Here is a 15092-nt window from a genome sequence, read left to right as displayed (position 1 = left end):
CGGCCCCGTCCTTCAGGCCGGGCGGCTGACCGAGCCGCCCCGCTGCCCGGGGGCCAGGTGCGGCGCGTCCGGCCCGGTGGCGTCCCAGAACGCGGCGAGTGCGGCGGCGGTCCGCTCGGGGAACTCTGCGTTGGGGGAGTGGCCCGCCTCGGGGATCACCACGCGACGAGCCCTCAGACGTCGGGCCATCTCGTCCATCCAGGGAACCGGCCAGGCGTGGTCGACGCCGCCGGAGAGCACCAACGTGGGCATCCCCACCGCCGCGAGCTCGGCCACCCGGTCCGGCTCGGTCAGCAACTGCTCGCCCACCGCCGCCAGGTGCTCGGGGACGGTGGCGAGCCAACGCCGGTGCAGGAACTCCTCCACGGCCGGGGACGTCGGCGCGGCGAACGGGACCGTCTCCCCTGGCCGCCCCCCGGGGTCCGTCCTGGCCGGCCCCTCGAGCTCCCGTTTGGCCTGCCAGATGGTCTCCAGGTCGAACGAGGCCAGCGCCCCCACCAGGAGCCGTACCCTGGCGGCCTCGGTCTCGTCGATGGCCGCGGGGCCCGAGCTGAGCAGCGTCAGCGAGGCCCAGCGGGCCGGTCCGTGGTGGAGCACGGCGGTCCGCACCACCAGCCCGCCGAAGGAGTGGCCCAGCAGGTGCACCGGCCCCGGCGAGTCCAGGGCGTCCGTCACCGCCACCACGTCCCGGGCCAGCTCGGCCCGGCCGTACGCGGCCGGGTCGCGCGGTCCGGGGGTCTCGTACTGGCCGCGCTGGTCCATCGCCACCACCCGGTACCCGGCGTCGGCCAACGGCTCGAGGACGGCGATGAAGTCCTCCTTGCTCCCGGTGAAACCCGGCACCAGCAACGCGGTGCCCCGCGGCCGTCCCGACGGCGTCGCCTGGTGCACCGCGAAGGTGCCGCGTGTGGTCCGTACCTGCTCGGCCCGGGCGACGTCGGGCAACTGGAGAAACGGGGGTGAACTCATGCGCCCGGCTTACCCGGTGCCCGACCCGTGCAACCCGCGACCGCCGGGCGCCCACGGACGGCCCGCCCGGGAACGACGCGGCCCGCCACCCCGGGGGTGGCGGGCCGGCGGTCCAACGTGGCCACGGTTCACTCCGCGGAACCGCTCGAGGCGTCCCGCGCGGAGACCGCCACGCCGTTGCGGGTGCGGCGGCGGGTACGGGAGCGCGTCGCCTTGGACCGCTCGGGGGCACCGTCCCCGGCCGGCGGGGACACGCCCTCGACCGGCTCCGTCGCCCCGCCTCCGGTGTTCGCCGCCTTCGGCTCCCCGGCAGTACCGGACTCGCCGCGGCCGTGCTCGGCTGCCGGCACGCCGCCCCTGGTGCGGCGGCGCTGGCGCTCCCGACGCGGGCGGGGGGTCTCCGCGGGCTGCTTGGTGCCCGCGCGTCCCCGCCGGCCACCGGTCTCGCCGAGGTCCTCGAGCTCCTCGGCGTCCAGGCCGGCCCTGGTCCGGTCGGCCCGCGGGAGCACCCCGGTGGTGTCCTGCGGGATGCCCAGCAGCTCGTAGAGGTGGGGCGAGGTGGAGTAGGTCTCCTCCGGCTCGTGGAACGGCAGCTCGAGGGCCTTGTTGATCAACTGCCAGCGGGGGATGTCGTCCCAGTCCACCAGCGTGATGGCGATCCCCGAGGCGCCGGCGCGGGCGGTGCGGCCCACCCGGTGCAGATACGTCTTCTCGTCGTCGGGGGTCTGGTAGTTGATCACGTGGGTGACGCCCTCGACGTCGATGCCCCGGGCCGCGACGTCGGTGCAGACCAGCACGTCCACCTTGCCGTTGCGGAACGCCCGCAGCGCCTGCTCCCTGGCCCCCTGGCCCAGGTCACCGTGGACCGCGCCGGAGGCGAAGCCGCGTCGGGCGAGCTGCTCGGCCACGTCCGCCGCCGTGCGCTTGGTGCGGCAGAAGATCATGGTGAGCCCACGGCCCTCCGCCTGGAGCACCCGGGTCACCAGCTCCGGCTTGTCCAGCGAGTGCGCGCGGAACACGTGCTGGGTGACGTTCGCCACGGTGGCGCCCTCGTCGTCCGGCGCCGTGGCCCTGATGTGGGTGGGACGGGTCATGTAGCGGCGGGCCAGGGAGATGACCTGACCCGGCATGGTCGCCGAGAACAGCATGGTCTGCCGTCGTGCCGGAACCATCTGGATGATCTTCTCGACGTCCGGGAGGAAGCCCAGGTCGAGCATCTCGTCGGCCTCGTCGAGGACCAGCGCGCGCACCGCGGACAGGCGCAGCTTCTTCTGGCCGGCCAGGTCGAGCAGCCGGCCGGGGGTGCCGACGACCACGTCGACGCCCTTGCGCAACGCCTCCACCTGGGGCTCGTAGGCACGCCCGCCGTAGATGGCGAGCACCCGGACGTTGCGGGCCTTGCCCGCGGTGAGCAGGTCGTTGGTCACCTGCTGGCACAGCTCGCGCGTGGGGACGACCACCAGGGCCTGGGGGGCGTCGGGCAACTGTTCGGGCGTGGCGCGTCCGGCCTCGACGTCCGCCGGAACGGTGACCCGCTCGAGCAGCGGCAGTCCGAAGCCGAGGGTCTTGCCGGTGCCGGTCTTGGCCTGGCCGATGACGTCGCTGCCGGCCAGCGCGACCGGCAGGGTCATTTCCTGGATCGGGAAGGGACGGGTGATGCCGACGGCTTCCAGGGCCTCGGCGGTCTCGGGGAGGATTCCCAAGTCTCGAAACGTCGTAGTCAGGATGCTTGCCTCTTCTGTGAGACGCGGCATGTGTGACAGCGAGGGGGCCAGGCACCCGGTGTCGGGCGCCGGCCGCCGGCGGGGTGCGCCTGCGCCACTAGCTCCTTGGCCGGGGCAGGCGAACCGGCGTATCGCCGGGAAGGTCACAGCGCAAGCCCTCGCACAGCCGCGAGCGGGCCCCTCCTGCCCGGTGGCGGGAGGGCGGTCGGTTCGGAGCCGATCGGGCCACCGACCGGGCATCCGCACATCTGCGATCACCCGCCGGAAATCCGACGGGCTTCCTTACCACTGTACCCCGACCGGACGCATCTGTACCCGATCAAGTTTCGCCACGCACCGCTCACAACCTCCCAGCGCACATCCGTGTCACCCGCAGGGCGGACTACAGTGCGTCGCATGGACACCCCCGTACAGAACGCCGACGCGATCACCACCCAGGACTGGGAGCAGGCAGCCAGCGACCCGAGGTACCGCGCAGCGGTGGTGGACCTGCTGGGCGCGCTGGCCTACGGCGAGCTGGCTGCTTTCGAGCGTCTGGCCGAAGACGCCAAGCTGGCGCCGACCCTGGAGGACAAGGCTGCGCTCGCCGCCATGGCCGCCGCCGAGTTCCACCACTTCGAGCAGCTCAGGGACCGGCTGGCGGCCGTCGGGGTGGACCCCACCGAGGCCATGAAGCCGTTCGCTGCCGCGCTCGAGGCGTTCCACCGGCACACCGCGCCGTCCGACTGGCTCGAGGGGCTGGTCAAGGCGTACGTCGGGGACGCCATCGCCAGCGACTTCTACCGGGAGGTGGCGACCCGCCTGGACAGCGACACCCGGAACCTGGTGCTCGCGGTGCTCGACGACACCGGGCACGCCTCGTTCGCGGTGGAGAAGGTCCGCGCGGCGATCGAGGACGAGCCGTCGGTTGGTGGGCGGCTCGCGCTGTGGGCGCGGCGGCTGATGGGAGAGGCGCTGAGCCAGGCCCAACGGGTGGTGGCCGAGCGTGACGCGCTGTCCACCATGCTGGTGGGCGGGGTGGCCGACGGGTTCGACCTCGCCGAGGTGGGTCGGATGTTCAGCCGGATCACCGAGGCGCACACCCGGCGGATGGGTGCGCTCGGACTGGCCGCGTAGGGACTCACGGGGGGTCGGCGTCCCGGCGCCGTTCCGGGCGCCCCCGTTCAGGCGTGGCGGGAGGCCGCGTGTCTGGGCCGGGGCTTGGGGGAGATCAGCACGGTGATCAGGGCCACCGACACGGCTGCGGCGACCGGTACGGTCACCACCTGGTTGCCGGGACCGACCACGCTGCGGGTGACCCAGCCGCCCACCAGGGCGGCGATCAGGCCGGTGGTCGCGACCAGCAGCAGGGACGGCAGACGCCGGGGGAGCAGGCGGATCGCCCCGTAGGCGGCGGCCACCCCCACCAGGGCGAAGCCGAGTGTCTCCAAGAGCATGGCGGCCCTCCCACGCGGGCTCGGGCGCGGCACGGTGTGTGCGCGGGCACCTTCTGATCGCTTGGTGCCGTACTACCCGGGCCCCGCGGCGCCTACGCCCCGATCGGTCTCCAGCCATGAGTCATTTTCGGCCAAATGATCGAATGGCACCCGATCCAGGTTCCGCTGGATCGGGTGCCATTCGTGGGGCGCACGCGTACAGGGTGCCTGTGCGAAGGTCGTGCGACGGATGCGGTGGACCGTGCCCGTCCCACCGGACGCGCACGGCGGTACTACAGCGTGCCGAAACCCACCTTGCGCGCGGCCTGCTCGCCGATCTCGACGTAGGCGAGCTTGTCGGCCGGAACCAGCACCCGGCGGCCGTGCTCGTCCATCAGGGACAGCACCTGGGCCTTGCCGCCGATGGCCTCGGTGACCGCCCGCTCGACCTCCTCGACTGACTGCGCGCACTCCAGGGTGATCTCGCGGGGTGCGTGCTGCACGCCGATCTTGACCTCCACTGCTATGTCCTTCCGACGGTCAGTGGTCGCGCACCAGGCGCGTTGTACGGGCCAAGATTACTTCCTCGGCGCAGGGCCCAGGCTCGGGTTCCGGGACCGGGAGGAACCCCCCGGGCGCCGGTCAGTGGTGCCCTTCCGTGCCGTGCAACGGGAAGCCGGCGATGCCGCGCCAGGACAGGCCGGAGACGAGCCGGGCCGCGGCGTCCCTGGGCAGCTTGCCCTCGCGGGAGAGCCAGTAGCGGGCGGTGATCTGCGCCATTCCGCACAGGCCCACGGCCAGCAGCATGGACTCCTCGGCGGACAGGTCGGTGTCCTCGGCGATGACCTGGCTGACCGCCTCGGCGCACTCCTGGCTGACCCGGTCAACCCGCTCGCGGACCGCCGGCTCGTTGGTCAGGTCAGATTCGAACACCAGTCGGAAGGCGCCGCCCTCGTCCTCGACGTAGGTGAAGTAGGCGCTGATGGTGGCCGCGACCCGCTGCTTGTTGTCCGTGGTGGACGCGAGCGCGCGCCGGACGGCCTGGATCAGCGCGTCGCAGTGCTGGTCGAGCAGCGCCAGGTACAGGTCGAGCTTGCCGGGGAAGTGCTGGTAGAGCACGGGCTTGCTGACGCCGGCCCGCTCGGCGATGTCGTCCATGGCCGCCGCGTGGTACCCCTGCGCGACGAAGACCTCCTGGGCCGCGCCGAGGAGTTGGTTGCGGCGGGCGCGGCGCGGCAGGCGGGTGCCTCGTGGGCGCGCCTCGGTGTCCTCGATGGCCGTCACGCCGCCTCCTCGTCTCTGCGGTGTTACCAGGTGGTGCGCTCGCCATCGTACTTTTGAGTAACCCGCCCATGGGACGCGCGAGCGCGTAATCTCACCCGTTGGAACTTGTGGGAACTCAACAATCACCCACGGTCATTCCCGGTAGTCGTCCTCGTCCAGCTCGACCACCGCCCGCTGGTCAAGGGCGTCCGCCTCGGCGGCCTCCGGGGTCCGCTCGTCGCTCGGAGGCAGGTGGTCCGTGTGTTGGCGCACCTCGGCGCGCTGCTCCGCGGCGTCTGCCTCCGGCGCCTCGATGTCGCTCTCGCCGGGCTCGGTCTCCTGGTCCGCCTCGAAGGGCTCGTCGGGCTCGGTGGGGTCGGACATGACGCTCCTTTCCGTGGCGGCGCGGTTGACCGCGGCGGCCGGGGGCGGTTTCACGGCCCGCGGGTCCTGGGGCCGCGAGGACGCCCGCGACCACCGGAACGCGGGACGCCGACGGGGGTGCCCGTCGGCTGTGCCAGACGCGCGAGCTGGTAGGTATATCGTCTCGTAACACTATCCTCGCGGTGTGCACGGCGCGAGCAAGCGGACGTCACCGTTCGTGGCGATGCCCTCAAGACGGCGGCAGGAGGTAAGTGGCGACCATGGCTTCCGTCGGACCCGTGGACGACGCCCGCGCCGACGAGCACGAGACGCCTGGCGGGGGACCCGGGGTCCGGTTGGGGCCCGTCACGGACCCGGTGCCCGCGGTGGAGCCGGGAACCGGCCTCGGTCGGGATGCCGTTGTGGACCGGGCCGACGCCGCGGGGCCGGACGCGCCCGGTGGTGCACCGGACGAGTTGCCCGTGGTGCTCGAGTCGTTCCCGGGGTTCACCCTCGCGGTGCGCCGGCAGCCTCCGCTCCGCGAGGGGCTGCCACCCGCGGTGCTGGTGCACGGACTCGGCGGCTCCTCACTGAACTGGGTGCCGCTGATGCGACTGCTCGCCGACGCCGTGCACGCGGAGGCGCTGGACCTGCCGGGTTTCGGCCACTCCCCGCCGCCGGACGACGGTGACTACTCGAACGACGCCCTCGCCCGCACGGTGATCCGCCGGCTCGAGTCGTCCGGACGAGGCCCAGTTCACCTGTTCGGGAACTCGCTCGGTGGAGCAGTCTCCGTTCGTGTCGCCGCCCTCCGTCCCGACCTGGTCCGTACCCTCACCCTGGTCTCGCCCGCATTGCCCGAGTTGCCCCCGCAGCACACCGCACTGCCCACGGCACTGGTTTCCGTACCCGGGGTACCCGCCCTCTTCGCCAGGGCGACCCGGGGTTGGACGCCGGAACGAAGGGTCAGGCTCACCGTCCGGACCTGCTACGGCGATCCGTCCCGGGTGAGTGAGCAGGCGCTGGCCGCCGCGGCCGAGGAGTACAGGTCCTGGAGCGCGCTCCCGTACTCCTGGGACGCCATGACACGGGCTCTGCGAGGAATCGTGGTCACCTACACCACTGGCGGGGCGCGGTCGTTGTGGCGACAAGCGGAACGAGTGAACGTGCCAGTTCTCCTGGTTTATGGAGTTCGTGACAAACTGGTGGCATATCGGATGGCGCGGCGCGCCTGTGCCGCGTTCAGTGATGCGCGGTTGCTGGTCCTGCCGGATTCCGGGCACGTGGCGATGTTGGAACACCCCGAGGCAGTCTCCCGGGGCTTCCGGGAGCTGCTTCGGACGCGGCAGAACAAACCGAGTTCGGGCAGGAGTTGAGGACAGCGCTGTGGGACGTCACAAGGCTCCCGGCCGTGGGCGAGGCGAGCGGGCACACCGCGCCGAGCAGACGGCCCCACGCACCCCGCAGGTACCTGGGTCCGGACCGGTCGACCACGCCGCGTCCCAGGGGAGAACAGGCGAGCACCTCCACGCCCGGGACCCCAACTACGGGCAGGACCACCCCCAGCACCCCGAGCCGCCCTTCGGCGCCGCGGTGTGGGCCCCGGCGCCGGGGCCAGGGGCCGCGCAGGGTGCGGCACCCCGGGGAGCGGGGCAGTGGGACTCCTGGCACACCTCGCTGGACGCCCGGCACCGGGGCGCCCCTCCGGGGCCGCGCCCGGAGGACGTGGAGGCGTTCGACGCCGGCCCCGCCCGGGTCGGTGGTTCCGTCCCCGACGGTCGGGGCGCACCTGGTCGTCCCCCGGCGCCCGGTGGGCCGGAGTCCGGGGCGCCGGCGCCCGGCGGACCCACGGTGCGCGGTGCCGGGATCGCCGGCCCGGTGGCGGAGCGCGGTGCCGGGGCGTCAGCTCCCCGTGGTCCCAGGCAGGTTCGCTCCAAAGGGGGCGCCCGCCGTTCCTCGCCGGCCAGGACGGTCACCGGCCTGGTCGCGGTCGCGGTCCTCGCGGTGCTCGCGGTGAGCGTGGCCGGCCAGGTGTCGGAGGCGCCGGACCAGGAGTCCAGGACCACCGGTGACACCCGGCGGGACGACCCGGCCGCCTCCCGCTCCGGCCGGCAGACGGAGCGCGTCTCCGGGGACGACAAGGGCAAGAACGGGTCCGCCCAGCCGCTCACCCTGCACCAGCGCCTCTCCCGCAGGTTCCACCTCCCCACCGACCTCTCGCTCCGCGGGGAGTTCACCACCGTGTCCGGGACGGCCAAGGCACCAGGCCAGGGCACGAAGCACCGGTACCGGGTGGACGTGGAGAAGGGACTGCCGCTCGACGGTGAGCTCTTCGCCGAGCTGGTCCAGGAGACGCTCAACGACCGGCGCAGTTGGAGCCACGGCGGTGAGATGACGTTCGAGAGGGTCTCCTCCGGGCCGACGGAGTTCGTGATCACCCTGGCGAGCCCGGCCACCACCGACCGGTGGTGCGCCATGTCCGGGCTCGACACCAGCATCGACAAGGTGAGTTGCGACTCGGCGAGCACCGAGCGGGTGATGATCAACGCGTACCGGTGGGCCAAGGGCGCCAGCACCTTCGGGGACGACATGCTCGGCTACCGGCAGATGCTGATCAACCATGAGGTGGGGCACCGGCTCGGCTTCGGTCATCTCGGCTGCCCGAGCGACGGGGCGCTGGCCCCGGTGATGATGCAGCAGACCAAGTTCCTCAGCACCGGCGACGTCACGTGCAAGCCCAACCCGTGGCCGTATCCGAAGGAGTGACACCCGGGTGAGTGAAGTTTTGGCGGAATGCACTAACGATAGGTAGCCAGGAAAGGTTACGGCGTTTCACCCCTTGTGATGGCGTGATGGACAACCGTCCATCACGCCATCGGCGTTCGGCCCTAACGTCGTGGAGGAGCCGCCCGTCGGGTCGTCGCCAGGAGGCCGCCGTGCGCCCCGCGGCGACTACACATCGTTGCCCTGCGAGTGCGCTCCGTGGCACCAGGGCTTGCCCGGTACTACAGAGCTTGCCCGGTACCACAGAGCCTGCCCGGTACGACACGACGTCACGAGGTTAGGAAAACGCCACCCATGAACCACCCCGGAGGTGCCTGATGAGGGTGCTGCTGCTCGGAGCGGATGGATTCCTCGGCCGGCATGTCACCGACCGCCTACTCGCCGATCCGGCCGTCCAGCTCACCGCGCTCGGCCGCAGGGACAGCGCGGACGTGCGATTCGACCTGTCCACCGGCAGCCCGGGGGCGCTGGCCCGCTTCCTGGACGCGATCCAGCCCGGGGTCGTGATCAATTGCGCCGGTGCCACCGTCGGGAGCGCACGCGACCTGGTCCGGGCCAACACGGTCGCCGTCGCCACCGTCTGCGAGGCGGTGCGCCGCAGCACCTGCACCGCGCGGCTGGTGCAGATCGGTTCGGCCGCCGAGTACGGCCCCTCCCCGGTGGGCTCGTCCACCGGGGAGGAGGCGCTGCCCCGCCCCAACGGCGCCTACGGGGTGAGCAAGCTGGCCGCCAGCGAACTGGTCCTCGGCTCCGGCCTCGACGCCGTGGTGCTGCGGGTGTTCACCCCCGTGGGCCCCGGCACGCCGCTGGGGTCACCGCTGGGCCGGATCGCGGACGCGCTGCGCCGGGCCATGCAGGCGGGGGACTCCGAGGTGCGGATCGGCGGCCTCTCCGCGCTGCGCGACTTCGTGGACGTGCGGGACGTGGCCCGGGCCGTGCACGCGGCCTCACTGTCCGCCGCCCAGGGCGTGGTCAACATCGGCACCGGGCACGCGGTGCGGCTGCGGGACGCCGCGGCGGCCCTGGCCCGCGCCGCCGGGTTCAGCGGTCAGCTCCTGGAGCTGGACGACCCGGGCGAGCTGTCCGTGCTCCCCAGGCCCGCCGCGGGCAGGGAGCTGCGTGCCGCCGAGCCGGGCCGCCACCACCTGCCCGGCGGTCCGCGCGGGCCCGGGGACCCCGGCCGCCACCCGCTCGCCAAGGACCCGCGCGGCCACGACCTGGGCATCCGCTCAGCCACCCGACGGGACCTGCCGGCGCAGGTCGGCGAGGGGAGGCTTCCCGAGGGGCGGGCCGGCGTGGTGCGCGTCCCCGGCGCACCGGGGACGCCGGCCCGGGAAGGAGGGGACTCCGGCGCCCAGGCCGGGCGCCCCTGTCCGGGCGCGACGAGCGGGCCCTACCCCTCCGACGGCTGCGGGGCCTGGCAGCAGGCCGACGTGCGTACCGCACGGGACCGGCTCGGCTGGAGGGCCAGGATCGCCCTGGAGGAGTCCCTCGCCGATGTGTGGATGGAGGCGGCCTGCCGGGTCTGAGCCGCGGCGTCGGGCGGGCCCCGGTCATGGCGGGGCGCCGCCGGCTGCGCCGTGGCGGCCCGCGTCTCGGAGCGTGGACCCGCAGTCTCGGAATGGCGGCGGCCGTGGCAGTGTTACCGGGAGAACCACCGTTTTTCCATCGACCAACGGAGTCCCCGTGTCGTTGCCACCTCTGGTCGAGCCGGCAGCCGAGCTCACCGTCGACGAGGTCCGTCGGTACTCACGTCATCTGATCATCCCGGACGTCGGGATGGCCGGCCAGAAGCGCCTGAAGAACGCCAAGGTCCTCTGCGTCGGTGCCGGCGGCCTCGGCTCGCCCGCCCTGCTGTACCTGGCCGCAGCCGGCGTGGGCACGCTGGGCATCGTGGAGTTCGACGAGGTCGACGAGTCGAACCTGCAACGTCAGGTCATCCACGGCCAGTCCGACGTGGGCCGCTCCAAGGCCGAGTCCGCCCGGGACTCGGTGCAGGAGATCAACCCTTACACCCGGGTCATCCTGCACCAGGAGCGGCTGGACAGCTCCAACGTCATGGAGATCTTCGCCGGCTACGACCTGATCGTGGACGGCACCGACAACTTCGCCACCCGCTACCTGGTCAACGACGCCTGCGTCCTGCTGAACAAGCCGTACGTCTGGGGTTCGATCTACCGTTTCGACGGGCAGGCCAGCGTGTTCTGGTCCGAGCACGGCCCGTGCTACCGCTGCCTGTACCCCGAGCCCCCGCCGCCCGGCATGGTCCCGTCCTGCGCCGAGGGCGGAGTGCTCGGCGTGCTGTGCGCATCCGTCGGGTCCATCCAGGTGACCGAGGCGATCAAGGTCCTCACCGGCACCGGAGAGCCCCTGGTCGGCCGGTTGATGATCTACGACGCCCTGGAGATGACCTACCGCCAGGTCAAGGTCCGCAAGGACCCCGAGTGCGCGGTCTGCGGCAAGAACCCCAGCGTCACCGAGCTGATCGACTACGAGGCGTTCTGCGGGGTGGTCTCCGAGGAGGCCCAGGAGGCCGCCCGGGACGCCACCATCACCCCGCGACAGCTCAAGGAGTGGCTGGACACCGGGGAGAACGTGGACATCATCGACGTCCGCGAGCCCAACGAGTACGAGATCGTCAGCATCCCGGGCGCCCGGCTGGTCCCGAAGGACGAGTTCCTGATGGGTAACGCCCTCCAGGGGCTGCCCCAGGACAAGAAGATCGTCCTGCACTGCAAGACCGGGGTGCGTTCGGCGGAGGTGCTCGCGGTGCTGAAGTCCGCGGGCTTCTCCGACGCCGTGCACCTCGGCGGCGGTGTGATCGGTTGGGTCAACCAGATCGAGCCGGAGAAGCCCGTCTACTGACCGCCGCGGGCGGGGTCCGCCCCGCCCGTCAGGCCCCGCGCGCCGCGCCCCACCCCGCCGTGGGCGCGGCGCGCCGGCACCCCCGGGCAAGATGAGGGCATGGACGAGATCCCACAGCTCCTGCGCGACGGACACCGGGGCGTACTGGTCACCCTCAAACGGGACGGCAGGCCCCAACTCTCCAACGTCATGTACGCCTACGACGAAGCCACCCGCACCATCCGGGTCTCCATCACCGACGACCGGGCCAAGACCCGGAACCTGCGACGGGACCCGCGGGCCAGCTTCTACGTCAACGCCCCCGACTTCGGTTCCTACGTGGTGGCGGAGGCGACCGCCGAACTCACCCCGGTCACGACCCGAACGGACGATCCGACCGCGGAGGAACTCGTGGCGCTGTACCGCGCCATCTCCGGAGAACACCCGGACTGGGACGAGTACCGCGCGGCGATGGTGGAGCAGCGCCGGCTGGTGGGCCGACTCCATGTGGAACGCGCCTACGGCGTGTACTGACGGTGCCCCGGCCGGACGCGGCCCCTGAGTCCCGTCCGTGCCCCACGCGGGCGGCCCGGTGAACCGGGAACGCCCCCGTTCACCAGGGAGGTGACGTCACAGGGCTTCCTTGCGCTGGAGGTAGGTGAACGAAAGCCACCCCGGCAGCACCGGGAGCCAGAACGTCAACAGCCGGAACAACAACACCGCGGGAGTGGCGATCTCCTTCGGCAACCCGGCGGTCACCAGTCCCAGCGTCAGTGTCGTCTCGACCGCGCCCACCCCGCCCGGGGTCGGTGCGGCCGAGCCGAGCGCGTTGCCGGCCAGGAAGATGAAAGCCACCTTGGCCAGGCTCAGCTCCCCGCCGAACGCCCGGATGCACCCGTCGAGACAGATCACGAAGGCGACCGTCAACAGCAGCGTCCCACTGATCCCGGTGAGCAACTTCACCGGGCGCTGCAACACGTCGAGCATCCGCGGGATCACTCCGGCGAACAGCGACCGCACCCGGGTGGCGACGAACTTCCGCAACTGGGGCACGGCCGAGACCACGAGCAGCAGAACCGCGGCGGCCAGCACCCCGGCGATGACGGTGCGCGGGGACGACAACGACGGGGTCTTCGCCGTGCCGGTCACGTACCCGAAGGACAACAACAGCGTGACGTGGACACACAGGCCGGTGAGCTGGGAGGCGCCCACGCTCGCCACGGCGAGCCCCGGACGGATGCCGGCCCGCTGGAGGTAGCGGGTGTTGATCGCCACGCCGCCGATCGCCGCCGGCGCCACCAGCTTCACGAACGAGCTGGCGACCTGCGCCAACACGGTGCGGCGGAACGACAACCGTTCGGGCACGAACCCGGAGAGGGCCAGTGCCGCCGCCACGTAACTCAGCATGGAACCGGCCACCGCGACCGCCGCCCAGCCCCACTCCGCCTCGGCGAAGAGTTTGGCCGGTTCTACCTCGCTGACCTGCGACAACAAGAAGTACGCGGCGAACGCCCCGGCGATGACGCTGACCAGCGTGCGGGCCCTGATCCGTTCCAGCCGCGCCGGCTCCACCGGTGCCTCCGGGCGGATCAGCAGCACCTGGTGCCGGATCCGGGACAGCAGGTCCTCCTCCCGGGCCCCCTCGAGCGCCTCCTCTATCGCCTTCTTCTCCGCGCGCCTGGCCCGTCGGTCGGCCCGGTCCCGCCGCTCCTGTTCCCCCGTCTCCCCCTCGGCGACCTGCTCCCTGCGGCTCCTGAGCCCGCGGGAGGCCGCCAGCACGGCCTCCCGTTCGCGCTCCGCCCGCTCCTTGTTGAGCTGCCGCAGGGTGGCCCTGGTCTCCTGGTTCATGGCGATCGGCTGGAGCAACGGCAGCGAGGCGGCCACCGCGTCAGGGCCGAGCACCGCGGCCGCGGAGGAGACGGCCCGCTCGGGGCCGACCCGCAGTGCCAGGGTGGTGAGCAGTTGGGCCACGTCGATCCGCAGCACCAGGTCACCAGCGGCGATCTCACCGCCGCGCAGGTTGGTGAGGAACACCTCGCCGCCGCGGTCCACCATGAGCGAGGCCCCGCCCAGACGCCGGTGCGCCACCCTCCGCGTCTGGAGCGCCTTGACCTGACGCCACGCCCCCCGCAGCAGCTCGTCGGTGATCTCCGCGTCCGGGACGGCCCCCAGGGTGCGCCCGTCAACGTGCTCGTAGACCAGCATCACCGCGTCGGGCCCCAGCTCGGAGGTGGCGACGAGCCGGGGAGCGTTGGCGCCGGCCGCCACCGCGGCGTAGGCGAGCAGCGCCTCCTGTTCCAGTGCCTGGCGCAGCGACTGGAGGCTGCGGTGCTGGGTGACCCCTCGCAGCCGCAGCCGCCGCCACGCCCGGTAGAAGAAGCCGGACGCCTGCTGTTCCCGGTCCACCACCGTGACGTCGAGCGGCGGCCCTTCCTCCAGGTGGACCAGGTAGCGGCGGCCCCCGTGGGTCTCCAGCGACTCGGGCGTGTCATCCACCCGGAGCGCCCGCACCGGGGAGAAACCCACCCGGCGCAGTCCGAACAGCAGCGTCTGCCCCGTGGGCCGCACGTTCGGGGTGCCCACCGCGTAGACCGTGGCGTAGGCCACCGTCCAGCCGATCAGCAGGGTGAGCAGGATGGAGAACGGGGTCGAGTACCCACCGAGCAGCACGGCGAGCGCGTCGAGCAGCAGCACCGTCCACACCGCGAACTGCCAGCGCGGACGTTTGGACAGACCGACCGCGAACATGAAGGCGATCACCGGCGCCAGGTAGCCGTGCACCGGGTCGGTGAGGTCGAAGCTCCCCGGCGCCCGCTGGGTGAGCGCGTCCTCCACCGACTGCGGCGCCGCCTCGGCCACCCACAGGTCAGTGACCAACGACACGCCGTGCGCCAGCACCGCCGCCAGCACACCGTCCGCCACGCGGAGCCCGTCCCGTTTGACCAGACGCTCGATGGCGAAGAGCACGGGGACGATGAGCACGGCGATGCTGGAGGCGAAACCAGCGAGGCTGATCAGCAGGGGCGGGGCCTTGCGGGTGCCCTCGAGGATGTCCTGCTCGAGCCCGGACGTGGTGCCCCTGGCGATGCCGGCGATCACCAGGATCAGGGCGATCCCCAGCACCCCCAGGAGGAACCTCAGCAGGTCGGACAGACGGTGCACCCGGGGCGGGAGCAGCGGTTCGTCGAACGAGACGTCCTCGGCGTTCCCGCCGCGCCCCGCCTCCGGTACCTGGCGGTCCGGGGTTCCGTCCCGCCCGGCTCCGGCGCCGTCACCGGCGCGCCCGCCCGTGTCCGGCGCGCCGGCGGGTCGGTCTCCCGGCCGGGCGGACACGGACGGACGACGCGAGTGGCGGTCGGCCTGGTGCGGGGGACGGGGAGAGCCGGCCGGGGCAGTCGACGCGGACCGCGTCGGGTTCTGGCCCTCCGGTTCGTTCGTGGGGTCCAACGGTTCCGGGGTGCCCCGAGGGCCGCTGGCGTCGCGCGGGTCGGGCCCGGACGCGGTGGCGCTTTGCCGGTCATGGGCGGGCGGCTGGTCCGGGCCGTTCACGGGCGCGGCAGGAGGAGCGTGGGACCCGTTGCCGGTCCCCGCTCCCTGAGCTGTTGTGTCATTGTGGTCTCGTATCACCAGTCACCGCCGGGACAGATGGTGGCATGGCGGGGTGGGGCACGGGGGCACCAGGGTGGATCTCGGGGTGAAGTGCGGGGGATCGTACGTCCTGCGGCTTACG

At 72.5% G+C, this 15092-nt stretch carries 13 protein-coding genes; 6 read left to right on the top strand and 7 right to left on the bottom strand.

Annotation, left to right across the window (positions count from 1 at the left end):
- Positions 1-12: 12 nt before the first annotated feature.
- Both A3IG_RS28185 and A3IG_RS28180 read right to left on the bottom strand, forming a co-directional pair.
- The gene (locus A3IG_RS28185) at positions 13-969 is read right to left on the bottom strand and encodes an alpha/beta fold hydrolase (RefSeq protein WP_040910675.1); all 957 of its coding nucleotides are present in this window, start codon (positions 967-969) and stop codon (positions 13-15) included.
- A 128-nt stretch (positions 970-1097) separates the two neighbouring features.
- On the bottom strand, positions 1098-2723 hold the full coding sequence (locus A3IG_RS28180; RefSeq protein WP_322887978.1) for a DEAD/DEAH box helicase: 1626 nt from the start codon (positions 2721-2723) through the stop codon (positions 1098-1100).
- A 366-nt stretch (positions 2724-3089) separates the two neighbouring features.
- On the opposite strand from A3IG_RS28180, the gene A3IG_RS0101470 reads away from it, so the two are divergent.
- Positions 3090-3809, top strand: coding sequence for a ferritin-like fold-containing protein (locus A3IG_RS0101470; RefSeq protein ID WP_018381765.1), 720 nt, complete (start codon positions 3090-3092; stop codon positions 3807-3809).
- Between the two features lie 47 nt (positions 3810-3856).
- Here the strand turns inward: A3IG_RS0101470 and A3IG_RS0101465 are convergent, their stop codons facing one another.
- From A3IG_RS0101465 to A3IG_RS0101450, 4 genes are all read right to left on the bottom strand, one after another.
- Positions 3857-4129, bottom strand: coding sequence for a hypothetical protein (locus tag A3IG_RS0101465; RefSeq protein ID WP_018381764.1), 273 nt, complete (start codon positions 4127-4129; stop codon positions 3857-3859).
- A gap of 272 nt (positions 4130-4401) precedes the next feature.
- A complete protein-coding gene (locus tag A3IG_RS0101460) occupies positions 4402-4629 on the bottom strand; it encodes a DUF3107 domain-containing protein (RefSeq protein WP_018381763.1) in 228 nt (75 codons plus the stop codon).
- A gap of 121 nt (positions 4630-4750) precedes the next feature.
- A complete protein-coding gene (locus A3IG_RS0101455; RefSeq protein WP_018381762.1) occupies positions 4751-5392 on the bottom strand; it encodes a TetR/AcrR family transcriptional regulator in 642 nt (213 codons plus the stop codon).
- 132 nt (positions 5393-5524) lie between these two features.
- Entirely contained in the window at positions 5525-5755 is a 231-nt protein-coding gene (locus A3IG_RS0101450) for a hypothetical protein (protein WP_018381761.1), read from the bottom strand.
- Between the two features lie 251 nt (positions 5756-6006).
- On the opposite strand from A3IG_RS0101450, the gene A3IG_RS28175 reads away from it, so the two are divergent.
- From A3IG_RS28175 to A3IG_RS0101425, 5 genes are all read left to right on the top strand, one after another.
- The gene (locus A3IG_RS28175; protein WP_018381760.1) at positions 6007-7110 is read left to right on the top strand and encodes an alpha/beta fold hydrolase; all 1104 of its coding nucleotides are present in this window, start codon (positions 6007-6009) and stop codon (positions 7108-7110) included.
- Positions 7111-7120: 10 nt separating this feature from the next.
- Positions 7121-8500, top strand: a complete 1380-nt coding sequence (locus A3IG_RS0101440) for a DUF3152 domain-containing protein (RefSeq protein ID WP_026219784.1) — start codon at positions 7121-7123, stop codon at positions 8498-8500.
- A gap of 335 nt (positions 8501-8835) precedes the next feature.
- Positions 8836-10047 carry an NAD-dependent epimerase/dehydratase family protein gene (locus A3IG_RS0101435; RefSeq protein ID WP_018381759.1) on the top strand — a complete coding sequence of 404 codons (1212 nt, stop codon included), beginning with the start codon at positions 8836-8838 and terminating at the stop codon, positions 10045-10047.
- 157 nt (positions 10048-10204) lie between these two features.
- Positions 10205-11383: an adenylyltransferase/sulfurtransferase MoeZ gene (gene moeZ, locus A3IG_RS0101430; RefSeq protein ID WP_018381758.1), complete on the top strand. Its 1179-nt coding sequence runs from the start codon at positions 10205-10207 to the stop codon at positions 11381-11383.
- Between the two features lie 99 nt (positions 11384-11482).
- Positions 11483-11896 carry a PPOX class F420-dependent oxidoreductase gene (locus tag A3IG_RS0101425; protein WP_018381757.1) on the top strand — a complete coding sequence of 138 codons (414 nt, stop codon included), beginning with the start codon at positions 11483-11485 and terminating at the stop codon, positions 11894-11896.
- A gap of 96 nt (positions 11897-11992) precedes the next feature.
- Here the strand turns inward: A3IG_RS0101425 and A3IG_RS0101420 are convergent, their stop codons facing one another.
- Positions 11993-14911: a flippase-like domain-containing protein gene (locus A3IG_RS0101420; RefSeq protein WP_018381756.1), complete on the bottom strand. Its 2919-nt coding sequence runs from the start codon at positions 14909-14911 to the stop codon at positions 11993-11995.
- Positions 14912-15092: the final 181 nt, after the last annotated feature.

This window comes from Wenjunlia vitaminophila DSM 41686, from assembly GCF_000380165.1.
Lineage (GTDB): Bacteria > Actinomycetota > Actinomycetes > Streptomycetales > Streptomycetaceae > Wenjunlia > Wenjunlia vitaminophila.
Note: the sequence above shows the minus strand (reverse complement) of the source record. Positions and strands in the feature narration are given on the sequence as shown.